This window comes from Microterricola viridarii, assembly GCF_900104895.1.
Taxonomy (GTDB): Bacteria; Actinomycetota; Actinomycetes; order Actinomycetales; family Microbacteriaceae; genus Microterricola; species Microterricola viridarii.
In genome coordinates this window covers 1,420,810-1,442,944 of the sequence record NZ_LT629742.1, presented here as the reverse complement: position 1 = coordinate 1,442,944, position 22,135 = coordinate 1,420,810, and the positions used below count along the sequence as shown (strand labels likewise).

The 22,135-nt window shown below is 70.5% G+C and carries 20 protein-coding genes and 1 tRNA gene; 6 read left to right on the top strand and 15 right to left on the bottom strand.

Annotated features, from left to right (window positions below):
* Positions 1–34 precede the first annotated feature (34 nt).
* The 9 genes from BLT62_RS06565 to BLT62_RS06525 all read right to left on the bottom strand — a co-directional run bounded on the left by BLT62_RS06565 (position 35) and on the right by BLT62_RS06525 (position 13,030).
* Positions 35–1,228 carry a N(5)-(carboxyethyl)ornithine synthase gene (locus tag BLT62_RS06565; protein WP_083363342.1) on the bottom strand — a complete coding sequence of 398 codons (1,194 nt, stop codon included), beginning with the start codon at positions 1,226–1,228 and terminating at the stop codon, positions 35–37.
* A gap of 183 nt (positions 1,229–1,411) precedes the next feature.
* Positions 1,412–2,491: a peptide chain release factor 1 gene (gene prfA, locus BLT62_RS06560; RefSeq protein WP_083363341.1), complete on the bottom strand. Its 1,080-nt coding sequence runs from the start codon at positions 2,489–2,491 to the stop codon at positions 1,412–1,414.
* Between the two features lie 100 nt (positions 2,492–2,591).
* The gene (rho, locus tag BLT62_RS06555) at positions 2,592–4,793 is read right to left on the bottom strand and encodes a transcription termination factor Rho (protein WP_083363340.1); all 2,202 of its coding nucleotides are present in this window, start codon (positions 4,791–4,793) and stop codon (positions 2,592–2,594) included.
* Between the two features lie 758 nt (positions 4,794–5,551).
* The gene (gene thrB / locus BLT62_RS06550) at positions 5,552–6,520 is read right to left on the bottom strand and encodes a homoserine kinase (RefSeq protein ID WP_083365343.1); all 969 of its coding nucleotides are present in this window, start codon (positions 6,518–6,520) and stop codon (positions 5,552–5,554) included.
* An 8-nt stretch (positions 6,521–6,528) separates the two neighbouring features.
* The gene (thrC, locus tag BLT62_RS06545; RefSeq protein ID WP_083363339.1) at positions 6,529–7,626 is read right to left on the bottom strand and encodes a threonine synthase; all 1,098 of its coding nucleotides are present in this window, start codon (positions 7,624–7,626) and stop codon (positions 6,529–6,531) included.
* Positions 7,623–8,939 (bottom strand): homoserine dehydrogenase, encoded by a 1,317-nt coding sequence (locus BLT62_RS06540; RefSeq protein ID WP_083363338.1) that lies wholly within the window; start codon positions 8,937–8,939, stop codon positions 7,623–7,625. The genes thrC and BLT62_RS06540 overlap by 4 nt, the downstream gene beginning before the upstream one ends.
* A complete protein-coding gene (gene lysA / locus BLT62_RS06535) occupies positions 8,936–10,366 on the bottom strand; it encodes a diaminopimelate decarboxylase (RefSeq protein WP_083363337.1) in 1,431 nt (476 codons plus the stop codon). Before lysA ends, BLT62_RS06540 begins: the two co-directional genes overlap by 4 nt.
* A gap of 178 nt (positions 10,367–10,544) precedes the next feature.
* Positions 10,545–11,333 (bottom strand): LmeA family phospholipid-binding protein, encoded by a 789-nt coding sequence (locus tag BLT62_RS06530; protein WP_083363336.1) that lies wholly within the window; start codon positions 11,331–11,333, stop codon positions 10,545–10,547.
* A 2-nt stretch (positions 11,334–11,335) separates the two neighbouring features.
* Positions 11,336–13,030: an arginine--tRNA ligase gene (locus BLT62_RS06525; RefSeq protein ID WP_083363335.1), complete on the bottom strand. Its 1,695-nt coding sequence runs from the start codon at positions 13,028–13,030 to the stop codon at positions 11,336–11,338.
* Between the two features lie 45 nt (positions 13,031–13,075).
* On the opposite strand from BLT62_RS06525, the gene BLT62_RS06520 reads away from it, so the two are divergent.
* Complete coding sequence (locus BLT62_RS06520; RefSeq protein WP_156786263.1) at positions 13,076–13,708, top strand: hypothetical protein; 633 nt, start codon at positions 13,076–13,078, stop codon at positions 13,706–13,708.
* A gap of 73 nt (positions 13,709–13,781) precedes the next feature.
* Positions 13,782–13,854 (top strand) — tRNA-Arg (locus BLT62_RS06515).
* A 79-nt stretch (positions 13,855–13,933) separates the two neighbouring features.
* Here BLT62_RS06515 and BLT62_RS06510 read toward each other — a convergent pair.
* The 3 genes from BLT62_RS06510 to BLT62_RS06500 form a co-directional block, all read right to left on the bottom strand.
* On the bottom strand, positions 13,934–14,377 hold the full coding sequence (locus BLT62_RS06510; RefSeq protein ID WP_172829650.1) for a DUF2975 domain-containing protein: 444 nt from the start codon (positions 14,375–14,377) through the stop codon (positions 13,934–13,936).
* A gap of 112 nt (positions 14,378–14,489) precedes the next feature.
* On the bottom strand, positions 14,490–14,921 hold the full coding sequence (locus BLT62_RS06505) for a cupin domain-containing protein (protein ID WP_083363332.1): 432 nt from the start codon (positions 14,919–14,921) through the stop codon (positions 14,490–14,492).
* A 1-nt stretch (position 14,922) separates the two neighbouring features.
* Positions 14,923–15,507 (bottom strand): pyridoxine/pyridoxamine 5'-phosphate oxidase, encoded by a 585-nt coding sequence (locus BLT62_RS06500; protein ID WP_083363331.1) that lies wholly within the window; start codon positions 15,505–15,507, stop codon positions 14,923–14,925.
* A gap of 259 nt (positions 15,508–15,766) precedes the next feature.
* Between BLT62_RS06500 and BLT62_RS06495 the strand changes: the two genes are divergently transcribed.
* Together BLT62_RS06495 and BLT62_RS06490 are read left to right on the top strand one after the other, a co-directional pair.
* The gene (locus BLT62_RS06495) at positions 15,767–17,443 is read left to right on the top strand and encodes an HNH endonuclease signature motif containing protein (RefSeq protein WP_156786262.1); all 1,677 of its coding nucleotides are present in this window, start codon (positions 15,767–15,769) and stop codon (positions 17,441–17,443) included.
* Between the two features lie 10 nt (positions 17,444–17,453).
* Complete coding sequence (locus BLT62_RS06490) at positions 17,454–17,885, top strand: PPOX class F420-dependent oxidoreductase (RefSeq protein WP_083363329.1); 432 nt, start codon at positions 17,454–17,456, stop codon at positions 17,883–17,885.
* Here BLT62_RS06490 and BLT62_RS06485 read toward each other — a convergent pair.
* The 3 genes from BLT62_RS06485 to paaI all read right to left on the bottom strand — a co-directional run bounded on the left by BLT62_RS06485 (position 17,882) and on the right by paaI (position 20,068).
* On the bottom strand, positions 17,882–18,217 hold the full coding sequence (locus BLT62_RS06485) for a hypothetical protein (RefSeq protein ID WP_083363328.1): 336 nt from the start codon (positions 18,215–18,217) through the stop codon (positions 17,882–17,884). The two genes, BLT62_RS06490 and BLT62_RS06485, sit on opposite strands and share 4 nt — an antisense overlap.
* A gap of 136 nt (positions 18,218–18,353) precedes the next feature.
* On the bottom strand, positions 18,354–19,673 hold the full coding sequence (paaK, locus tag BLT62_RS06480) for a phenylacetate--CoA ligase PaaK (RefSeq protein ID WP_083363327.1): 1,320 nt from the start codon (positions 19,671–19,673) through the stop codon (positions 18,354–18,356).
* Positions 19,670–20,068 (bottom strand): hydroxyphenylacetyl-CoA thioesterase PaaI, encoded by a 399-nt coding sequence (paaI, locus tag BLT62_RS06475; protein ID WP_083363326.1) that lies wholly within the window; start codon positions 20,066–20,068, stop codon positions 19,670–19,672. The genes paaK and paaI overlap by 4 nt, the downstream gene beginning before the upstream one ends.
* A 385-nt stretch (positions 20,069–20,453) precedes the next feature.
* On the opposite strand from paaI, the gene BLT62_RS06470 reads away from it, so the two are divergent.
* On the top strand, positions 20,454–21,200 hold the full coding sequence (locus BLT62_RS06470; RefSeq protein WP_083363325.1) for an enoyl-CoA hydratase/isomerase family protein: 747 nt from the start codon (positions 20,454–20,456) through the stop codon (positions 21,198–21,200).
* On the top strand, positions 21,197–22,075 hold the full coding sequence (locus BLT62_RS06465; protein WP_083363324.1) for a 3-hydroxyacyl-CoA dehydrogenase family protein: 879 nt from the start codon (positions 21,197–21,199) through the stop codon (positions 22,073–22,075). The genes BLT62_RS06470 and BLT62_RS06465 overlap by 4 nt, the downstream gene beginning before the upstream one ends.
* Positions 22,076–22,135: the final 60 nt, after the last annotated feature.

The window sequence follows — 22,135 nt, the reverse complement described above, 5'->3', positions numbered from 1 at the left end:
GTTGCCCCCTCGCGCCGACGGTGCGGTGCAGAACCTAGCTGCGGTCCTCCCCCATCGGTAGTGCAGCGTGCGGATCGCCGGCGTCGCGCGGATGCGGGTACTCGGCCGCCCGATGCTGGAATGCCAGGATCGCGGGGTTCGCGATGACGCCCCTCTCGATCTCGACGGCGCGGCTGATCGTCTCGTTGCCCGCCCAGGCCGCCGGACCGCCCATGACGCCGCCGAGGAACGGCAGCAGCGCCTCGCTGATCTCCCAGCTGGCGGAGTTGAACAGGTAGGACGGGCTGTGGTCGACCGCGTAGTAGTTGATGCTGCCGCCCACCGTGAACATCGGCTCCGCGAAGCTCGTCGACCGCGCCCAGTCAAAGGCCATGCCGTCGTCGCAGGAGACGTCGATGATGAGGCTGCCGGGCCGGAATGCGCCGAGGTCGGCCGTGCGCAGGTAGAGAAGCGGAGCATTCGGATCCTGCAGCGTGCAGTTGACGACGATGTCGCTCTCGGCCAGGAACGGGGCGAGCGGCACCCGGCCGTCGTCGGTGATGACCTCGCTGAGGTACGGGCCGTCGTCGTGGTCGAACTGCACGATCTGCGCGGAGTGGATCGGTGCGGCGACCGATGCGACGCGGCGGTTGGTGAGCACGCGCACATCGTGGATGCCGAGCGCGTTCAGCGCGGTGACGGCCCCGCGGGCGGTGGCACCGAAGCCGATCACGACGGCGGTGAGCCTGCGCCCGTAGTCCCCCGTCGAGCCGCAGAGGGCCAGGGCATGCAGCACAGAACTGTACCCGGCGATCTCATTGTTCTTGTGGAACACGTGCAGGCCGAAGCCCCCGTCGCTCTGCCAGTGGTTCATGGCTTCAAAGGCGATGAGGGTGAGTCGCTTGTCGACGGCCAGCTGGGTGAGGGCGGCGTCCTGCACGCAGTGCGGCCAGCCCCACAGCGTCTGTCCGTCGCGAAGCGCTGCGACGTCCTCGAGCTGGGGTTTGGGAAGGAGCACGACGTCTGCCGCCGCAATCACCTCGGCGCGGCTGCGGATCGCTCCGACGAAGGGGGCGATCTCGGCGTCGCCGACCCCGAAATGCCGGCCGTAGCCCTCCTCGACGACGATGCGCTGGCGCAGCGGCTCCGCGATGCGCTCGAAGTGCGCCGGATGGATGGGGACTCGACGTTCATCGGGCTTGCGCGATGTGCCGAGCACACCGAGAACCGTTTCGTGCGTTGGAAGCATGTGCTCATCCGCTCACGGGGGCCAGTGTGACTCCGTGCTGCCGACACTACTGCACGCAGTCGCGAACGGGTTGTGCGCGTGCGCACGCGGGGAGCGGGCGCAACAGACGGCGGGGACAGCAGTGGCGCAGCCGGCCGAAGCCTGCTGCGCCACTGGAGGGTGCATCCGCGCGGGCGCGGGTGACTAGCCCTGGTCGCCGATGTCGGCCAGGCGCGCCTCCTCGTCGGCGTGGATCGCCGACTCGATGACGGGGTCGAGGGCGCCGTTCATGACGGAGTCCAGGTTGTACGCCTTGTAGCCGGTGCGGTGATCCGCGATGCGGTTCTCCGGGAAGTTGTACGTGCGGATGCGCTCTGACCGGTCCATGGTGCGGATCTGCGTCTTGCGCTTGGCGCTGTCGAGCTCTGCCTGCTCCTCCTGGCGGCGGGCCAGGATGCGGGCGCGCAGCACGCGCATGCCGGCCTCGCGGTTCTGCAGCTGGCTCTTCTCGTTCTGCATGGCCACGACGATGCCGGTCGGGAGGTGCGTGATGCGCACGGCGGAGTCGGTCGTGTTGACCGACTGGCCGCCGGGGCCGCTGGAGCGGTAGACGTCGATCTTGAGGTCGTTCGCGTGGATCTCGACCTCCTCCGGCTCGTCGACCTCGGGGAAGACCAGCACGCCGGTCGTCGAGGTGTGGATTCGGCCCTGGGTCTCGGTCGCGGGCACGCGCTGCACGCGGTGCACGCCGCCCTCGTACTTGAGGTGCGCCCAGACGCCCTGCGACGGGTCTGTGGCGTTGGACTTGATGGCGATCTGGACGTTCTTGTAGCCGCCGAGATCGCTCTCGTCGCTCTCGATCATCTCCGTCTTCCAGCCCTTGGAGGCGGCGTACTGCATGTACATGCGGAGCAGGTCGGCGGCGAACAGCGCGCTCTCCGCGCCGCCCTCTCCACCCTTGATCTCCATGATCACGTCGCGGCCGTCATCCGGGTCGCGGGGAATCAGCAGGCGGCGCAGCTTCTCCTGCGCGGTGGCCAGGTGCTCCTCCATGGCGGGGAGCTCCTCGGCGAAGGCGTCGTCCTCCTTGGCCAGCTCCTTGGCTGCGGCGAGGTCGTCCTGCGCCTGCACCCAGCCCTCGTGGGCGGCGACGATCTTGGAGAGCTCGGCGTAGCGCCGGTTCACCTTCTTGGCGCGTGCCGCGTCGGCGTGCAGCGCGGGGTCGGCGAGCTGCTCCTGCAGATCGGCGTGCTCCTTGAACAGGACCTGGACTGATTCAAACATTGCTTCCTCCGTGACTCATTCTCCCTCAACGACAAGAACCCGCCTGCCCCGCGGATGCACGATCGTGCATCCGCGGGCCCAGACGGGTTCTGACAGAGAGCTAGCGGTGGTCGTTCTCGTGACCGGCGGTGCCCGCCGGCATGGTCTTCTGCACCTGCATGAGGAACTCGACGTTGGACTGGGTCTCCTTGAGGCGCCCGAGGACGGCCTCGAGGGCCTGCTGCTGCTCGAGGCCGGCGAGGGCACGGCGCAGCTTCCAGGTGATCTTGACCTCGTCGGCGCTCATCAGCATCTCTTCGCGGCGGGTGCCGGATGCGTTCACATCGACGGCCGGGAAGATGCGCTTGTCGGCGAGCTGGCGGGACAGGCGCAGCTCCATGTTGCCGGTGCCCTTGAACTCCTCGAAGATGACCTCGTCCATCTTGGAGCCGGTCTCGATGAGCGCGGTGGCCAGGATGGTGAGCGAGCCACCGTTCTCGATGTTGCGGGCGGCACCGAAGAAGCGCTTCGGCGGGTAGAGCGCTGCCGCGTCGACGCCACCGGAGAGGATCCGGCCGGATGCCGGCGAGGCGAGGTTGTAGGCGCGGCCGAGGCGGGTGATCGAGTCGAGCAGCACGACGACGTCGTGGCCGAGCTCGACGAGGCGCTTCGCGCGCTCGATGGCCAGCTCGGCGACCGTGGTGTGGTCTTCTGCCGGGCGGTCGAAGGTGGAGGCGATGACCTCACCCTTGACGGTGCGCTGCATGTCGGTGACCTCTTCGGGCCGCTCGTCGACCAGAACGACCATGAGGTGGACCTCGGGGTTGTTCTGCGCGATGGCGCTGGCGATCTGCTGCAGCACGATGGTCTTGCCGGCCTTCGGCGGAGCGACGATCAGGCCGCGCTGGCCCTTGCCGATCGGCGACACCAGGTCGATGATGCGCTGAGTGACCTTGCCGGACTCGGTCTCCAGGCGCAGGCGCTCCTGGGGGTAGAGCGGGGTCAGCTTCTGGAACTCCACGCGGGCCGCGGCCTCGTCGACGGTCTGGCCGTTGATCGAGTCGACCTTGACGATGGCGTTGTACTTCTGGCGGCCGCTCTGGTCGCCCTCGTGCGGCTGGCGGATGGCGCCGACGACGGCGTCACCCTTGCGCAGGTTGTACTTCTTGACCTGGCCGAGCGAGACGTAGACGTCGCTCGGGCCGGGCAGGTAGCCGCTGGTGCGCACGAAGGCGTAGTTGTCGAGGACATCGAGGATGCCGGCAACGGGAACGAGCACGTCGTCGTCGCTGAGCTCGGGCTCGAAGTCGTCGTCGAGGCCACCACCGCGACGCTTGCGGTCACGGAATCGGCTGCGGCCGCCGCGGTCGCCGTCGAGGAGCTCGCGCTCGCCCCGGCCGTCGCGCTCGCCACGGTTCTGCGCCTGCTGGGCGCCCTGGCCCTGCTCCTGCTGCTGGCCGCGCTGGTTGCGCTGGTTGCCCTGGCGCTCGCCCTGCTGACGGTCGTTCTGCTGGCGCTCGCCCTGCTGGCCGTCGGCCTGCTCGCCGCCGTTCTGCTGCTTGTTGCGGTTGCGGTTGCGGTTGCGTCCCTGACGGGGCTCCTCGCTGGTGCCGGCCTCGGCGCTCTCGCCCTCGGCGGGCGCGGTGGCCTCTGCAGCCTCGCCCGAGTCGCCGTTCGCGGTGGCGTCGCCGCCGCGCGAGCTGCGGCGGCGGTTGCGGCCGCCACGCTCGTTCTGTGCGGGCTTCTCGCTGGCGTCGCCCTCGGTGGCGCCGGCGGGCGTGGTGTCGGCGGCCGTTGTGTCGGCGGCGACTGCGTCGGGGGCAGCGGCGTCGACCGGCGCGGCGGTCTTGCCCGCCTGGCCGGCCTTGTTCGTCTGGTTGGCCTTGTTCGCCTTGTTGGCTGCGACGGCGTCGAGCGCGGGAACGAGGCTGTCCAGGCCGGTGCCGGCCTCCACGTTGACGTGGCCCGCTGCTGCGGTCGCGCTGCTGGCACGGCGCGGTCCGCGCTTGGCGCGGACGGGCTGCGCGGCAGGTGCCTCAGCGGGCGACTCGGCCGGTGCGGCTGCCGGGGCCTGAGCGGCCGCGGTCGGCGCGACGGGGGCGGCGTCGACGATGACGGCCTCCACTGCGGCGGCCGGGGCAGCGGCTGCCGGGGCGGCCGTTGCTTCGGTCTCGGAGATCGCATCGATGAGCTCGCCCTTGCGGAGCTTGCCTGCACCGCTGATGCCCAGCTGGTTGGCCAGGGCCTGCAGCTCGGCAACGCGCAGTGCGTTCAGTTCGGTACGGGTGTGTGCGCCTGTGGCGCCAGTGTTGACATCAGTCACGGGGTCTTGGTCCTTCCGTCTGGCCCACAACGAGAGTGTGGTGCCAGGGAGCTGATCGTTCGAGCTTCTGAGAGCGAGTATCAAGGGAGATGACGCGCAGAGCAGTTGGCGCGAGCGAAAGCAAGATTTGCTAGAAATACACCGGGTTCTGGATTCGCCTGTTTTGGCGCCGTTTACCGGGTGCTCTGCAACCCTAGCATCTCGGGCTGCGCGTTTCTCCCACGCGGGCAACGGCGTGTCGCGAAGCGACACGAAAGGCGGCAGCCATTCCCCAGGCAACCTACGAAACAGCGACCGCTGCTCGTCGGCCTCCCCCCGCACGACCCGCTCCGCGCACGAGTCAACGGATGCACCGGGTGCGCCGGGCAACCGTGCCCCGCAGCGTTGGCTTCGGTCGCAAGCTCCCTCGAGCCAACGGGAGAGCGTGCCCCACCCCGCAGCGTTGGCTTCGGTCGCAAGCTCCCTCGAGCCAACGGAAGGGTGCCCCACCCCGCAGCGTTGGCTTCGGTCGCACCCTCCCTCGAGCCCACGGAGGGGTGCCCGCCTGCCGCAACCGGCGGCTGCTCCCAGCCGGCAGCGCATCGACTACGCAAAAGATGCCCCAACCTGGCGCGGTTGGAGCGCTTTCCGCGTAGTCGATGATGCAGGGGGCGGCAGCTGGAACACAGAGAGCGGATGCCGCAGCCTGTTGGCCGCGGCATCCGCTCGGATCTGCAGAATCTCGTGAAACGGAGTCGCAGGGTGACGGAGGGCTCGGTCTAGCTGACGCCGAGCACCGTTCCCTTCACGTCGACGGCGAGCATGAGCGCCTGCCACGGGGTCTCCGCGTGCTGGGCCACGAGCTCGGCCGCGATCAGGCGCTGGCTGGGGTCGCTCGCCAGCACCAGAATCGATGGACCGGCACCGGAGACCACGGCGGGCAGGCCCGCGTCCCGCAGCAGCGTGATGAGACGGTTCGTCTCCGGCATCGCCGCGGCGCGGTAGTTCTGGTGCAGTTTGTCTTCGGTGGCCGCGAGCAGCAGCTCGGGGCTCTGGATCAGGGAGGCGATCAGCAGGGCCGAGCGCGACACGTTGAACACGGCGTCCTCGTGCGGCACGGAGTCCGGCTGCAGACTGCGCGCCAGCGCCGTGGACATCTCGGCCTCTGGCACGAACACGACGGGCGAGACGCCGCGGTGCACCATGAGCTTCTTGTGCTGCGGGCCGTCCGGGGTGACCCAGGCGATGGTGAGGCCGCCGAACAGGGCGGGCGCGACGTTGTCCGGGTGCCCCTCCATGTCGGTGGCGAGGGCCAGCGCGTCCACATCGCTCATCTCGGCGATGCCGGTGAGCAGGCCGCGGGCGGCGATGATGCCGGCCGAGATGGCGGCGCCGGAGGAGCCGAGGCCGCGCCCGTGCGGGATGGTGTTGTGCGCCTCGAGGCGCAGCCCCGGCAGCGCGTAGCCGTAGTGGGCGAGGCCGTGTGCGATGGCGCGGACGACGAGGTGGGTCTCGTCGGTGGGCACCTCGCCGGCGCCGACTCCGTGCACCTCGACGTGGACGCCGGGGGTCGCGGATGCCGTCACGACGAGGTCGTCGTACTGGGCCAGTGCCAGGCCGAGGGTGTCGAAGCCGGGGCCGAGGTTCGCCGTCGTGGCGGGAACCTTGACCTCGACGCGGCGGCCGTCGATGAGAGCGCCGAGCTCACGCAGCGGGGTCGCCGCTGCCGTGCTCCCGGCGCCGGGCATCACGCCGGTCACGCCTTGCCCAGTCCGAGGACGTTGGCGATCTCGGCGGTGTCGACGGGGACGACGGTCGGCTGCACGGTGCCGCCGTCTGCGGTCTGCAGGGCCCACTGCGGGTCCTTCAGGCCGTGGCCGGTGACGGTGAGCACGACTGTCGCGCCGGCGGGGACGTTGCCGGCATCCGCCTGCTCGAGCAGGCCGGCCACGCTGATGGCGGAGGCGGGCTCGACGAAGATTCCGACCTCGGCGGCCAGGATGCGGTACGCCTCGAGGATGCGCTCGTCGGTGATGGCGCCGAAGTAGCCGTTGCTGACCTCGCGGGCGTTGAGGGCCATCTCCCACGATGCCGGGTTGCCGATGCGGATGGCGCTGGCGATGGTCTCCGGGTTCTTCACGACGTGGCCGAGCACGATGGGTGCGGAGCCGGCGGCCTGGAAGCCGAACATGCGGGGCAGCTTGGTGGTGCTGCCGCGCTCGAGGTCCTCGCTGTAGCCGCGGAAGTACGCCGAGTAGTTGCCGGCGTTGCCGACGGGCAGGAAGTGGAAGTCCGGCGCGTCGCCGAGAACCTCGGACACCTCGAATGCGGCCGTCTTCTGGCCCTCGATGCGGTCGTTGTTGACCGAGTTGACCAGGTGCACCGGGTAGTTGGCGGCGAGGTCGCGGGCGATGTCGAGGCAGTCGTCGAAGTTGCCCTGCACCTGCAGCAGCTGGCCGTTGTGCACGACCGCCTGGCTGAGCTTGCCCATGGCGATCTTGCCCTCCGGCACGAGCACGGCGGCGGTGATGCCGGCGTGGGCGGCGTAGGCGGCGGCCGAGGCGGAGGTGTTGCCGGTGGAGGCGCAGATGACGGCCTTGGCGCCGGCCTCGACGGCCTTGGAGATGGCCATCGTCATGCCGCGGTCCTTGAAGGAGCCGGTCGGGTTCATCCCCTCGAACTTGACCCACACCTTGGCACCGGTGCGCGCGGAGAGCGCGGGGGCCGGGATGAGCGGGGTCCCGCCCTCGCCCAGGGTGATGATGGGGGTGGCGTCCGTCACATTCAGGCGGTCCGCGTATTCACGCAGGACGCCGCGCCATTGCCGTGAAGTGGGGCTGGGCTGGGCGTTCATGGTCGCTGGGCTCCTTCAACTCTGATGACGGATGCGACGGATGTCACAACACTGTTTGACGACAGGGCGTCGACCGTGGCCGCGAGCGCGGCCTCGGGGGCTTGGTGGGTCCCGATCACAAGGGTAGCCGTGCCGGCGTCGCCCTGGATCGACTGCTCGACGAGCTCGACCGACACGCCGTTCTCGGCGAAGACGTTGGCGATGGCGGCCAGGACGCCGGGCTCGTCGGTGACCTCGAGGGTGACCGAGTAGCGGGTGCTCACGCTGCTGATGTCGAGGATCGGCAGTTCGGAGTGGGTGGACTCGCCGAGGCCGGGGCCGCCGGCGACGTGCCTGCGGCCGAGCGAGACGAGGTCGCCGAGCACGGCGGATGCCGTCTCCACTCCCCCGGCGCCCGCGCCGTAGAACATCAGGCTGCCGGCCGACTCCGCCTCGACGAAGACGGCGTTGTTCGCGCCGCGGACGGCGGCCAGCGGGTGGTCGCGCGGAACCATGGCGGGGTGCACGCGGGCGGAGACGCCCTCGATGCCGGTGGCGGGGTCGGTGACGCGCTCGCAGACGGCGAGCAGCTTGACGACGTAGCCGGCCTTCTGGGCGGAGGCGATCTGCTCGGCCGTGATCCCGGTGATGCCCTCGCGGTAGACGGAGTCGATCGGCACCGAGGTGTGGAAGGCGAGTCCGGCCAGGATGGCGGCCTTCTGGGCGGCGTCGTAACCGCCGATGTCGGCGGTCGGGTCTGCCTCTGCATAGCCGAGCGCCGTCGCCGTGGCGAGGGCGTCCTCCAGCGTGGCGCCGGTCGAGTCCATCTGGTCGAGGATGAAGTTCGTGGTGCCGTTGACGATGCCGAGGATGCGCAGCACGGTGTCGCCGGCGAGGCTGTCGCGCAGCGGCCGGATGATCGGGATGGCGCCGCCGACGGCCGCCTCGTAGTTGAGCTGCGCGCCGACCTGCTCGGCCAGGGCGAAGAGCTCCGGGCCGTGGGTGGCGATCAGGGCCTTGTTGGCGGTGACAACATCGGCGCCGGATCCGAGCGCCTGCAGGATGAGGGTGCGGGCCGGCTCGATGCCGCCCATCAGCTCGATCACGACGTCAGCGCCGAGGATGAGCGATTCGGCATCCGTGGTGAACAGCTCGCGGGGCAGGTCGACGGTGCGCTCGGCGTTGACGTCGCGCACGGCGATGCCGATCAGCTCGAGCTTGGCGCCGACGCGGAGGGCGAGCTCCTCCTGCTCCTCGAGCAGGAGGCGGGCGACCTGGGCGCCGACGGACCCGCCTCCCAGCAGGGCGACGCGGAGGGAGCGGTAGGCGATCATCGTGCGGTCTCCTGAACGGTTGAGCCGGCTGCGCCTAGGTCGCGGGCGAGCAGGTCGGCCTCGGTCTCGCCGCGGACGATGAGGCGGGCTGAGCCGGCCTTGACGGCCACGACGGGCGGGCGGGTGAGGTAGTTGTAGTTGTTGGAGAGCGAGAAGCAGTAGGCGCCGGTCGCGGCGACGGCGAGCAGGTCGCCCGGGGTGACGTCGCTCGGCAGGTAGTCGGCGTCCACGACGATGTCGCCGGACTCGCAGTGCTTGCCGGCGACCCGCACCAGGCGCACGGGCGCCTCGGAGGCGCGGTTGGCCACGCGCACCGTGTAGTCGGCTCCGTAGAGGGCGGGGCGGGCGTTGTCGCTCATGCCGCCGTCGACGCTCACGTAGAGGCGGGTGTTGTCGGTGTCGGCGCCGCCGGCATCCGGGACGCTGACCTGCTTGGTGGTGCCGACCTCGTACAGGGTGACGCCGGCGTTGCCGACGATGGAGCGGCCGGGCTCGATGGCGATGTGCGGCACGGGGATGCCGAGGCGGGCGCACTGCTCGCCGACGGCGGCGGCCATGCCGCGGGCGATGTCCGCGATGGCGGCTGGGCTGTCTGCCTCGGTGTAGGCGATGCCGAAGCCGCCGCCGAGGTTGAGCTCGGGAACGGGCCCGCCGTCGAGCAGCTCGGCCTGAAGGGTGAGCAGTCGCGCGGCGGACTCGGCGAAGCCGGCCGCGTCGAAGATCTGCGAGCCGATGTGGCAGTGCAGGCCGCGGAAGTCGAGGCTGTCGTGGGCGCGGATGGCGGCGACGACGGCGGGGGCGTCGGCGAGCGTGATGCCGAACTTCTGGTCCTCGTGCGCGGTGGCCAGGAACTCGTGGGTGTGGGCGTGCACGCCGCTGTTCACGCGGAGGCGCACCGCCTGCACCCGGCCGAGCCGCGCGGCGGCCGCGGCCACCCGCTCGATCTCGATCGAGCTGTCGATGACGATGGTGCCGAGGCCGAGGGCGACGGCGCGGTCGATCTCGGCGACGGACTTGTTGTTGCCGTGGAAGCCGAGCTCGGATGCCGGGGCGCCGCCGGCGAGGGCGACGGCGAGCTCTCCCCCGCTGCAGACGTCGACGCGGAGGCCGGCGTCGCGCACCCAGCCGACGACGGCCGTGCTGAGGAACGCCTTGCCGGCGTAATAAACGGAAACAGTGGTGCCGATGGCGGCGAAGGCCGCCTCGAAGGTCTCGCGCATCTGGGCGGCGCGGGAGCGCACGTCCTCCTCGTCGAAGACGTAGAGCGGGGTGCCGAATTCGGCGGCCAGCGCACGCGCCGAGACACCGGCGATGCTGATCTCACCGGCATCCGTGCGCTCGGCATGTGCCGGCCAGATGGCCGGGTTCAGGGCGTTTGGCTGGACTGGAACGGCCAGCCAGTCGGGGGCGAGGGCAAAATTGGCCACGGTGAGGACCTCACGGAGAGAACGAGTGGGAGTCACACTGCGTGGCGAGCGAACCCGGATTGGTCCCTGAAGCCAGCAAACAGAGGTCGCCGCCTGCCGCAGGTGAGCGGCGGGGCGAGGTACGGCAAATACTAGCGAGAACCGGGCGGGGCCTGCCAATCGGCCGCGGGCCTGGCGGCTACGGCGCGCAGCTGCCCAGTGTGCCGAGGGTGTCGTCGTTGAGCACCAGGTCGTGCGCCTCGAGGCGCACCGTCGCGCTGCCGGGCACGACGTCGATGCCGCTGACCTGGATGCCGACCGGCAGGTACTGCGCGGTGCAGACGCTGATCGGCTCGGAGCCGACGATCAGGTCGACGAGCCTGCCGACGTCGAGGCTGCCGCCGCCGGCCGTGACCTCGGCGCCGGTGGGGGTGACGAGCACGCTGTCGCCGGCCGCCTGCAGCTCGCCGGTCACCCGGTAGCCGACGGTGAAGCCGAAGAAGCTGGCCTCGGCCGCGTAGCTGAGCTCGCCGGAGCCGAGCTGCACGGCGGAGTTCGGGGCGGTGCGCTCCACCAGGGTGTTCAGCGCGTCCTCGCTGAGCGTGACCGTTCCGGTCAGCGTGTCGACGGGCTGGGTGGTGTCGACGGGGAAGCCGTTGGCCTGCAGCGTGACGTCGGCGGGGATGCCGTCGACGACGGCATCCGGGGCCGAGACGGTGACGTCTTCGAAGCGGCCGCCCAGGTACTGCGCGATCACGCTGGTGCCGCCGATGTGCACGCTCGGGCTGGCGACGACGCCGTGCGGCAGTTGCGCGACGATCTCCTCGGCGACGCGGCGCTCGGCCACGCCGCGGGCGATGCCGTCGGCGATGAAGAACACCGCGACGAGCACGCCGAGTCCGATCAGAACGCTGAGCACGATCGTGAGCGGATTCCGGCGCCTTCTCGCCCCGGTTCCGGTCTCTGTCGCGCCCAGCGCCTCCGACATGACTACATCCGCTCCGGCGCGCTGACGCCCAGCAGGGCGAGGCCGTTCCTGATGACCTGGCCGGTCGCGTCGTTCAGCCAGAGGCGGGTGCGGTGCACATCGCCGACCGGTTCCTCGCCGAGCGGGGTGACGCGGCAGCTGTCGTACCAGCGGTGGTACAGGCCGGCCAGCTCCTCGAGGTAGCGGGCGACGCGGTGCGGCTCGCGCAGCGTGGCCGCCTGGGCGACGATGCGCGGGAACTCCTGCAGGCCGCCGAGCAAGGCGGACTCGCTCTCGTGGTCGAGCAGTTCGGGGGCGAACACGCTGCGGTCGACGCCGGCGGCCAGCGCGTTGCGGGCGACACCCGTGGTGCGGGCGTGCACGTACTGCACATAGAAGACGGGGTTGTCGTTGGTGCGGCGCTGCAGGATCTCGGGGTCGATGGTCAGCGGGGAGTCCGCCGGGTAGCGGCCGAGCGTGTAGCGCAGCGCGTCGGTGCCGAGCCAGGCCTGCAGGTCGTCGAGCTCGATGATGTTGCCCGCGCGCTTGGAGAGTTTGGCGCCGTTGATGCTGACCAGCTGGCCGATGAGCACCTCGACGTCCTTCTCCGGGTCGTCGCCGGCGGCGCCGGCGAGGGCCTTGAGGCGGTGCACGTAGCCGTGGTGGTCGGCGCCGAGCAGGTAGATCTTGTGCTGGAAGCCGCGGTCGCCCTTGTCGAGGTAGAGGGCGGCATCTGCGGCGAAGTAGGTGTAGATGCCGTTGCCGCGGCGGATGACGCGATCCTTGTCGTCGCCGAAGTCGGTGGTGCGCACCCAGACGGCGTCGTCCTCCTCGTACACGTGGCCCTGGGCGCGCAGGCGCTCCACGGCGGTGTCGATGTCGGAGATGCCGTCCTCGCCGGGGGCGTGCAGGGTGCGCTCGCTGGTCCACACGTCGAAGTGCACGTTGAAGCGGTCGAGCGAGGCCTTGATCTCGGCGAGCTGCAGCTCGTAGGCGATCTCGGTGGCGGTGTGCAGCGCGATGGCGTCATCGAACTCGAGCAGCTTGGGCTCGCGGGCGAGCACCTGCTCGGCGAGCGTCGCGATGTAGGCGCCGGGGTAGCCGCCCTCCGGGGTGGGCTCGCCCTTCGCGGCGGCCAGCACGGATGCGCCGAAGTTCTGCATCTGGTTGCCGGCGTCGTTGATGTAGTACTCGTTGGCGACGGTGGCACCGGCGGCGCGGAGCACCCGGCCGATGGAGTCGCCGAGCGCGGCCCAGCGGGTGTGGCCGATGTGCAGCGGGCCGGTCGGGTTGGCCGAGACGAACTCGAGGTTGATGGTGCTGCCGGCGAGCGAGTCGCTCGTGCCGTAGGCCTTGCCGGCCTCGACGATGGCCCGGGCCAGGGCGCCGGCTGCGGCCGCGTCGATGCGGAAGTTGATGAAGCCGGGCCCGGCGACCTCGGCGCTGGCGATGCCGTCGATGCCCGCGGCGGCGGCGGCGATCTCGGTGGCGAGCTCGCGCGGGTTGGCGCCGAGCGGCTTGGCCAGCTTCATGGCGATGTTGGATGCCCAGTCGCCGTGGTCGCGGTTCTTCGGGCGCTCCAGGACGACGTCGGCGGCGGTGATCACCGGCGCTGCGGCATCCGCAGCGCCGTTCTCGCCCTGCTCTGCCGATCGTCGGCCGTCGACAATGCTCTGAACGATGCCGACGAGGGACTGAGAAAGTTCTGCGGGAGTCACGAGGCACAATCTTAGCCGGGCCGCCTGATTGCTAAAGTCGCGTACATGCCTCTCGCTCTTGTCCCTGCGTCGCGCGCGCGCTCGCGCTCCTTCCTGCTCGTCGGATCCCTTGCCGCGATTGCCGTGCTCGGCCTCGCCGGCTGCTCGGCGGAGCCGACCCCGGAGGCGACACCGGACGCAACCGCGACCGCGGCCCCGACGGACGCCGCGACGGACGAGCCGACGGCGGAGCCGACGCCGAGCATCGAGCCGGGCACGCCCATCACGATCGACTGTGAGACGTTGCTCACCCCGCAGGACATCTACGACTTCAACCCGAACGTCAGCACTGACCCGGGCTTCGAGCCGGCCGAGGGCTCGCTGGCCGCCCTCGCGCTGGCAGACAACGGCATCGCCTGCGGCTACCTGCACCAGACCAGCAACGAGCTGATGAACTTCGCCCTGTCGCAGCCGAGCCCGGAGCAGCTGACGCTGGCCCTGAACGCGGCGGCAGCCTCCAGCACGCCGGTGCCGACCTATGGCACCCCGCCCGCGGTGAACGGCTTCTTCGACCCGAAGAGCGGCGAGGTGCAGGTCTTCACGCCGACGTACTGGCTGAGCGCCACCTCGACGATGTTCTTCGAGCCGGGCGACGCGCAGACGCTCGTGAACGCGGCGCTCTCGCACCTGCCGGAGTAGCGCGGCCCGCTCCGGCTGCCGTCGCAGCCCGTGGTCTTTCGACGCGGTCGGAATGCGGTAATCTCGTTCAAGCGCCTCCGTAGCTCAGGGGATAGAGCGCCGGTTTCCGGTACCGAAGGTCGGGGGTTCGAATCCCTCCGGGGGCACAGCAGCAACAACGGGTGAAGCCCCGGCCAGTGGCCGGGGCTTCACCCGTTTCTGCGTTCGGAGCTGGTGCGATCGGCGTCAGGCGGCCTCCACCACGTCGCGCTGCACTGCACCCGCCTTCCGCACGCGCTCCCGCATCGCGAGCGCCCCGACCGTCAGCCCGCTCCCGCCGAGGACCCCGAGCACCATGATGATCATCGCCGCGGGCGGCATCGACTGGGCGGCAGTGAGGATCGCGAAGGAGGCCAGGAACAGGACGACGGCCGCAACACCGCTGCCGATGAGGGCGTTCAGGGGCCCGGATGCCGCTGGCTGGAGCATTCCGCCGTGCCGCAGCAGCGACAGGAGCCTCCACGCCGCGAGAAGCGCCACCTGCGCGCACAGGACGATCGCCACGCAGCCGATGATGCCCGGCATCCGCAGCGGTTCTGCCTCCGGGAACACCGCGACGGTGTCCAGCGCAAGCCGTGGGATCAGGACGACCTGGGCGAGGACGGAGACGGCGAGGAGAACGACGAGCACAGCCCGTGCCCCTGCAACCGCGACTGCCTGCATGGCGACCCCCATCGCTTGTGGACACGTGACTCTTGGAGAACGCTATTGGTGCGGTGCCCCGACGTCAATGCCGGGGCACTCAGGCCCACGGCATCGGCTTGCCCGGATTGAGCGAGCTGTCGTCGGGGCGGTCTGGCAGTTGGTCGCCTCCGGCCCTGATGCACAGCCATCGGAGCTCACCCGGGCTGTCTGGGCGAGCCCGCCACGTGCGCCACACGCCCTGTGCAACACGCACGACGGTCCCGGCGCCGACCTCGACGACGTCGTCGTCGAGGCCCATCTGGCCCCGACCGTCCAGGAAGACGTACACCTCCTCGATGCGCGAGTGCGCGTGCCAGTAGCCGGCCTCCTCGCCGGGCTCGAGCGCGTTCGCCGACAACCCGATGTACTGCATCGCCAGTTCCCGGTCCACGATTCGCCGGCCGTCCCGCGACCGCGCGACATCGAAACCGCCGTAGTGGCCGCGCCATTCGTCGGGCCCGCCGATCTGCGCCAGCTCGTAACCGCTCACCTCACGCCCCGTCCCCGCCGCTGAACGAGCGCTCCCACGATCGGCCGTCCGACAGGTACACGATGCGCGCGTGCCGCCGATCGGGGGCGCCCTGCCAGAACTCCACGCGCACCGGCTCGATCCGCCACAGCGTCCAGTCGCCCGACGGGATGCCCTCTCGCGCCGGCGCCGAGCGCGCCGCCAGGTCGGCCTCGCTGTCGGCACGGCTCGCCTCCTGCACCGCTCCGCGCACGCGCACGGCGCGCGCAATCGGCTGCCACCAGAAGTTCAGGGCGGCCGCCGGGTGGGCCGCGAGCTGGGCCCCTTTCGACGAGGAGCGCTGGCCAGCGAACGCCCAACCGCGCGGCCCCACATCCTTCAGGATGAGCGTGCGCGCGTCCGGGATGCCGTCTTCGTCCACCGTGGCGAGGGTTGCGGCGTGTGGCTCCGGAACCCCGGCCGAGGCGGCCTCGCGGATCCAGGACACGAAGAGATCGACAGGATCGAGCGGGATCTGCGCCCGGTCGAGCGTCGGCGGCGTGCCGGCCAGAGCGGGCTGGGCCCGCAGCCATGGGCCGATCGAGGTATGCGTCCGTGTGGTGTTCATCTGACCCCCATCGAGATTCCTCACATTCAATCGCATACGCGGTCTCCGCGGGACGCCGGCCCTCAGCGAACGCATCGCTCGGCTACGTGATCGACGAATCCTGGCTCACCCTCGCACCGCCGGCGCCGGCGCCGTAGCGACCGACGCCCGGTGAGCCTCCTCCCCTGGGCCTGTTATGCACAGCACGGCCGAAAAGGAAACTCATCCACATCAGGGTTTTCCTTCGAGGCGGGCGGGAGTGCGCCGGTAAAATTGGGGTATGCAGGATCGGTCCCCGGCAATGCCACCCGCGGCGCAGCTCATCCAGAGCTGCGAGCAGACCACAGTGCGCCTGACCGCCGCCAGCTACGACGGACTCGGCGACGACGACCTCCTGGGTACCATGACGGCCCTCTCGCAGCACGCGTCCACGGTGCAGCGGCAACTCGCGCTGACGTCGGCGTCACTGGCCCGCCGCTCGGAGCGCGAGGCCGGCGCGCAGGGTCTGGCCCACCGGCTGGGGCATTCCAGCCCGGGCGCATTGGTGCAGAAGCTCACGGGCGGCTCCCGTGCAGACGCCCAGACTCTGCTCAGCACGGGACTCATGCTGGCCGAGACGGAAGCGGCCGACGCCATAATTGACGCCGAAGTTGACGCCGAAGTTGGCGCCGGAACGGATGCCGGAACCGAGTCGGGCGCACCTGACTCGGTGGCCGTGCGCCCGTGGTTCGCGCCGATCAGCGACGCAGTCGCGGGCGAATGGTTCAGCCTCAGCGTGGGCGATGCGATCCGCGGCGGTCTTCGGGCCGGACCGGACGGGCGCCTGCTCCTCTCCGAGGTGCCCCGGGACGGTCTCGGCGGCCAGACCGACGAATCGTCGGAACTGCGGGCCGCCCGAGAGGCGGCGCTCGCCGCGGCGGTGGGTGCGCTGCTGCCCGAGCTCCTGCGGGATTGCGCCGGCCTGACCCCGGAACTGGCGTTCAAGGCGGCGCGGGCCGCGCGCGACCGGGCAGATGCGGCCGGCGTCCTCGCGCGCTCGGAGCAGATGCGTCGGCAGCAATTCTTCAAGGCGTGGGAGCGACCGGACGGGATGGTGGCCGGGTCCTTCCTGCTGGAGCCGGAGAACGGCGCCCTCGTCATCGCGGTCACAGATCAGCTGCGCCATCCGCGGAGGGCGGGGGTGAAGTTCCGCAGCCAGACGGACACCGTCGCCGCCCGCGCGGCACGGGGCGATCTGCGCGAGGTTGACGAGTACACCGCCGATGGTTTCGTCGATCTGCTCCGCGCCGGAATCACAGTCGACCCCGACGCGGTGCTCGACAACCACCGCCCCTCAGTCAGGCTGCACGTGCAGCAGGAATCCCTCACCCGGGGCACCGACGGAGCCGGCGTGGGTTTCGGGATCATCGAGTCCAGCAACGAGGCGGTGCCGCTCGAGGCCGTCGAACGCGAGATCTGCGCCGGCGGCTCCATCGCCGTGCTGTTCACCGAGCAGGGGCAACCGCTCAACCTCGGCCGGGAGACCCGGCTGTTCACGCGGCGGCAACGGATCGCCCTGGCCGCACGCGACGGCGGCTGCATGGCCGAGGGCTGTGACCGGCCGGTGTCGTGGACAGAGGCACACCACATCAAGCACTGGAAACGGGACAACGGCCCGACGAACATCGAGGACGGCATCCTGCTCTGCCGACACCACCACCTGCTGTTTCACAACCAGGGCTGGGAGATCATCCGCGACGGCGCCGGGTACCTGCTCATCCCGCCTCGCAGCGTGGACCCGGAGCAGACGCCCCGGCGTTTGACGTCCAAATCGGGGCTGCGGCGAAGACCGCCGATACAACTCCCCGACCGGCTCGCGCAGCCCAGAACAGCGGGAGATTCCGTCGCGAAAGCGCTGGCATGCCCCGCCCCCGCGACGGCCGAGCACCGTACCGGAACGCGGATTCCGGCCCCGTAGAGTTGGTCGCATGTCGACTTCCCCACTCTCCGCGCTGGCCGCCGAGAGCTATGTGCTCCTGACCACGTTTCGACAGAGCGGCGAGGCCGTCTCGACGCCGGTCTGGATCGCAGAGAGCCCCGACGGCCAGGTGCTGGTGACGACAGGCACGAGCTCGGGCAAGGTGAAGCGGATCCGCAACAACCCGCGGATAGAGCTCGTCGCCTGTGACGCCCGCGGCGGCATCCGTGGGGATTCCGCGCCCGTGCAGGCGCGCGCAGAGATCGTGTCGGACGCCGACACGCGCGTGGTCACCGACGCTGCACTGAAGGCCAAATATGGCATCCAGTTCACGGCCATCCGCCTGGCGAACAAGTTCGGCTCGAAGAAGTCGGGCAGCGTCGCACTGCGCCTCTCGGCGGTCACGGTCGATGAGGGGGCAAGGCAGCCTGCCGGCTCCTAGATGAACACGAACAACTGGCCGAGCACCAGGATGAGGATGACGAACACGGCGACGATGGCTCCGGCGATGGTCAGGGTCTTGGCACTCAGCTTGGCGACGCCGAAGCCCACGAGGAACGGCAGCGCAGCGATCATGGCCACCAGCACCCACCAGAACGCCAGGTAGCCGAACTGCGAGGCTTCCTCCAGCCGCCCACCGAAAAGTGCCTGCGTTGCCGGATGCGTGGCGAACGACAGCGCAGCGGAGAGCGGGAAGGCGACCAGCGCCAGGGTGATGATGCCCGCGAAGGCCCCCCAGAGCCCCGACTTGCTGGTGTGAACGGTGCTGCTCATGAGCGATTCCCTCCGATTGCCCGACAGTGCCTGTGCAGGAGGGACGCTGCATGCGGCCCGCTGCTGCCCGGCAGTCTAGTGGGGCGGTCGCGCGCGTGGCGAGACTCCCGGGGCGCGCCGCACACGCTGTGCTCCGCTACTGCCGGTGGTCGTAGACGCGCTTGAGCTTGCCGCCGGAGCGCTCCAGGCTCCCCGGGGCGGCGAGGTGCACCTCGACCGTCGTGCCGACGCGCACCTTCACCTCGCGTACGAGGGCGGCGACCGCCCGCTCGCCGTCGGCCGCGCTGAGCCCGATGCGGGGCTCGACGTGCACCGTCATCCGATCCAGGTGTGCGACCCGGGTCAGCTCCAGCTCGAAGTGCGGCGAGAGGCCGTCGATCGCGAGCGCGATCTCCTCGATCTGGCTCGGGAAGAGGTTGACGCCGCGCAGCACGATCATGTCGTCGTTGCGCCCCGTGATCTTCTCGATCCGGCGCATGGCCGGGCGGGCTGTGCCCGGCAGGAGGGTGGTGATGTCGTGGGTGCGGTAGCGGATGACGGGCAGCGCCTGTTTGCGGAGCGTGGTGAAGACGAGCTCGCCGCACTGGCCGTCCGGCAGCGCCTGCCCCGTCTCGGAGTCGATCACCTCTGGACGGAACTGGTCTTCCCAGATGTGCGGGCCGTCCTTGGACTCGATGCACTCGCTGCCGACGCCCGGGCCCATGACCTCGCTCAGGCCGTAGATGTCCAGCGCGTCGATGCCGAAACTCTCCTCGATCACCGCGCGCATCTCGTTGGTCCACGGCTCGGCGCCGAGCACGGCGACCGCGACAGAGGAGTCGCGCGGGTCCATGCCGCTCTCACGCAGGGCGTCGATGATGGTCAACAGGTAGGTCGGGGTGCAGAGGATCGCGTCCGGCTCGAAATCGCGGATCAGCTGCACCTGTTTGGCCGTGTTGCCGCCGGACATCGGCACGACCGTGCAGCCGAGCCGCTCGATTCCGGCGTGGGCGCCGAGTCCCCCGGTGAAGAGGCCATAGCCGTACGCGTTGTGCACCATCTGCCCGGGGCGGATGCCGGCTGCACGGAGCGACCGCGCGACGAGCTGCCCCCAGTCGTCCAGGTCGGCCCTGGTGTAGCCGACAACGGTCGGCTGTCCGGTGGTGCCGGATGACGCGTGGATGCGGGCGACCTCGGCCCGCGGCACCGCCAGCATGCCGAACGGGTAGTTCTGCCGGAGGTCTTCCTTCGTCGTGAACGGGAGCTTCTCGAGGTCGTTGAGCTCGCGGATGTCGTCGGGGTGCACGCCCACCTCGTCGTACTTCCGGGTGTAGAACGGCACGTTCGCGTAGGCGTGGCGCACGGTGTCCTGGAGCCGGGCCAGTTGCAGGGCCTCCAGCTCGTCGCGCGACATCCGCTCCTCGGCATCGAGCTCGTGTACGGCGGGCGCGTGCGCCGCGGATTTGGCCCGTGTCATTGCTCCTCCCCCGCGGTGCTCTGCGGAAGCCGAGTCGTGCGGCTGCGCCCGCGGAACTCTGCGACGACGCTGCCGCCCTCATCGACCACCTGCACGTCGTAGATGCCGCTGCGCCCCGTGCGCGTGCGCCGCGTGGCGGTTGCCGTCAGCTCGGCGCCGATCCGGACGGGGCGGAGGAAGGAGATCTCGGCGCCGGCGGCGAGCGTGACCTCGTCGTCCTCATTGCAGGCGACCGCGAAGGCCGTGTCGGCCAGGGTGAAGATGAGGCCACCGTGCAGCACGTCGAAGCCGTTCAGCATGTCGTCGCGCACCACCATCGAGATCACGGCATGGCCGGGCTCGTCGACCGTGAGGCGCAGGCCAAGCTGCACCGCGACACGATCTCGCTGCAGCATGGCACGCTGTTTCTCGCCCTCCGGCTCGCTCGCTGCTTCCATGCTGTCGATCGCCGTCCTCGCCTCGTCGCGTCGGGCACCCGGCCCCGGGCATACGGATGTCGGCAGCTGCGCCGCTCCGCGCCAACTGAACGTACAGTAGGCAGCCCGGCAGTGCAAGAGAAGATCGGGCACCTCCCGCGATCGATATTGACGACGGGCGCGGCGCATGACATCGTGAACAGAACGAACGGTCAGTAAGTCATGACGTGTGGCAACGCGCCAGGACACCGAAGGCACGAGGCGATGGGGCCATGGCAGAAGCGAATGTGAGCGGAGCGGCAGTGCGCCCTCCCCGCTGCGGCGCCGAAACGCGAGGCGTGCGACCCCGACCCGCGGTGACGGCATGACGGCCACCACCCTCCGCATCACCGCCGACCGCCCCGACCGGATGCATGTGGCCCTCCATCGCCCCGCGGTGCGCAACGCCATCGACGCCGCCATGGTGGCCGAACTGCACGTCGTCTGCGCCGAGCTCGAGGCCGTGCCGCGCATCCTCATCCTCACCGGGTCAGAGGGCGTCTTCGCCTCCGGCGCGGACATCGCCGAGCTGCGGGACCGCCGCAGGGAGGACGGCCTCGCCGGCATCAACTCCCGCCTGTTCGGCCGCATCGCCGCCCTGCCGATGCCCGTCATCGCCGCCGTCGACGGCTGGGCGCTCGGCGGCGGGGCCGAGCTCGCCTACGCCGCTGACTTCCGCATCGCGAGCACGACGGCGCGGATCGGCAACCCGGAGACCTCGCTCGGCATCATGGCAGCGGCCGGCGCGACGTGGCGACTCGCCGAGCTCGTGGGGGAACCCGTCGCCAAGGAGATCCTGCTGGCCGGCCGGGTGCTGAACGCCGATGAGGCTCTCGCGCTCCGCCTCGTGACCGAGGTGCACGAGCCGGGGCAGCTCGACGCGGCGGCGAACGCCCTCGCGGACCGCATCGCGAAACAGGATCCCCTCGCCGTGCAAACCACCAAACGCGTCTTCCACGCGCCGCGCGACAGCCACCCCGCGGTGGACGAACAGGCCCAGGCGGTGCTCTTCGAGTCGCCGGCCAAGTTCGCCCGCATGGACGCGTTCCTCGCGAAAAGGAAGCGATCATGACTCCACCAGTGACTGTGCCCGCCCGCGTCGGCGTCGCCGGCGGAGGGCGGATGGGGGCCGGCATCGCGCACGCCTTCCTGCTCGCCGGCTCCTCGGTCGCCATCCTCGAACGCGACGCGGATGCCGCGGCGCGCACGCACGACGCCCTGCGCGCCGTCATCCGGGCCAGCGTCGAACGCCGCACGACGGGCGAGACGGCGCACGCCCTCGAGGCGCGCACGCTGACGACGACGGATGCCACAGACCTCGCCGGGTGCGCCCTGGTGATCGAGGCCGTGCCGGAGGATGCCGGGCTGAAGGCGGAGGTCCTCACGCGCGTGGAGCGCGAACTCTCGCCCGACGTCTGGCTGGCCAGCAACACCTCCGCGCTCTCCATCGGCGAGTTGGCCTCGTGTCTGGCCCGGCCGGAGCGGTTCTGCGGCCTGCACTTCTTCAACCCCGTCCCCGCCTCCGAGCTGGTGGAGATCGTGCAGGGGCCCGCCACCGCGCCCGAGCTGATCGAGGCGGCGCTCGGCTGGGTCGCGGCACTCGGCAAGACGCCGATCACCGTGCGGGACTCCCCCGGCTTCGCCAGCTCGCGCCTCGGCCTCGTGGTCGGCCTGGAGGCGATCCGCATGCTGGAGGAGGGCGTCGCCTCGGCCGAGGACATCGACGCCGCCATGGTGCTGGGCTACAAGTTCCCCATCGGCCCGCTGCGGCTGACCGACCTCGTCGGGCTCGATGTGCGCCTCGGCATCGCCGAGCACCTCGCGGCCCGGCTGGGCCCCCGCTTCGAGCCCCCGGCCCTGCTCCGCGAGAAGGTCGCGGCAGGCAAGCTCGGCCGGAAGAGCGGCGAGGGCTTCTTCACCTGGCCCGCCGAGCCCGGCATCCATTAGGCCCCGGCTACACAGGCCGCCGATCCACAGTCACCCAGAACACAAACGCCCAGACACAAA

Excerpts from the sequence above, each read along its gene's own strand:
- BLT62_RS06465 (WP_083363324.1), top strand. The coding sequence starts at position 21,197 with ATGACTCCACCAGTGACTGTGCCCGCCCGCGTCGGCGTCGCCGGCGGA.
- BLT62_RS06485 (WP_083363328.1), bottom strand. The coding sequence starts at position 18,217 with ATGAGCAGCACCGTTCACACCAGCAAGTCGGGGCTCTGGGGGGCCTTC.
- BLT62_RS06500 (WP_083363331.1), bottom strand. The coding sequence starts at position 15,507 with ATGAACACCACACGGACGCATACCTCGATCGGCCCATGGCTGCGGGCC.
- BLT62_RS06520 (WP_156786263.1), top strand. The coding sequence starts at position 13,076 with ATGCCTCTCGCTCTTGTCCCTGCGTCGCGCGCGCGCTCGCGCTCCTTC.
- BLT62_RS06470 (WP_083363325.1), top strand. The coding sequence starts at position 20,454 with ATGACGGCCACCACCCTCCGCATCACCGCCGACCGCCCCGACCGGATG.
- BLT62_RS06530 (WP_083363336.1), bottom strand. The coding sequence starts at position 11,333 with ATGTCGGAGGCGCTGGGCGCGACAGAGACCGGAACCGGGGCGAGAAGG.
- thrC (WP_083363339.1), bottom strand. The coding sequence starts at position 7,626 with ATGAACGCCCAGCCCAGCCCCACTTCACGGCAATGGCGCGGCGTCCTG.
- BLT62_RS06495 (WP_156786262.1), top strand. The coding sequence starts at position 15,767 with ATGCAGGATCGGTCCCCGGCAATGCCACCCGCGGCGCAGCTCATCCAG.
- paaI (WP_083363326.1), bottom strand. The coding sequence starts at position 20,068 with ATGCTGCAGCGAGATCGTGTCGCGGTGCAGCTTGGCCTGCGCCTCACG.
- BLT62_RS06540 (WP_083363338.1), bottom strand. The coding sequence starts at position 8,939 with ATGATCGCCTACCGCTCCCTCCGCGTCGCCCTGCTGGGAGGCGGGTCC.
- thrB (WP_083365343.1), bottom strand. The coding sequence starts at position 6,520 with ATGCCCGGCGCCGGGAGCACGGCAGCGGCGACCCCGCTGCGTGAGCTC.
- paaK (WP_083363327.1), bottom strand. The coding sequence starts at position 19,673 with ATGACACGGGCCAAATCCGCGGCGCACGCGCCCGCCGTACACGAGCTC.
- BLT62_RS06490 (WP_083363329.1), top strand. The coding sequence starts at position 17,454 with ATGTCGACTTCCCCACTCTCCGCGCTGGCCGCCGAGAGCTATGTGCTC.
- prfA (WP_083363341.1), bottom strand. The coding sequence starts at position 2,491 with ATGTTTGAATCAGTCCAGGTCCTGTTCAAGGAGCACGCCGATCTGCAG.
- BLT62_RS06565 (WP_083363342.1), bottom strand. The coding sequence starts at position 1,228 with ATGCTTCCAACGCACGAAACGGTTCTCGGTGTGCTCGGCACATCGCGC.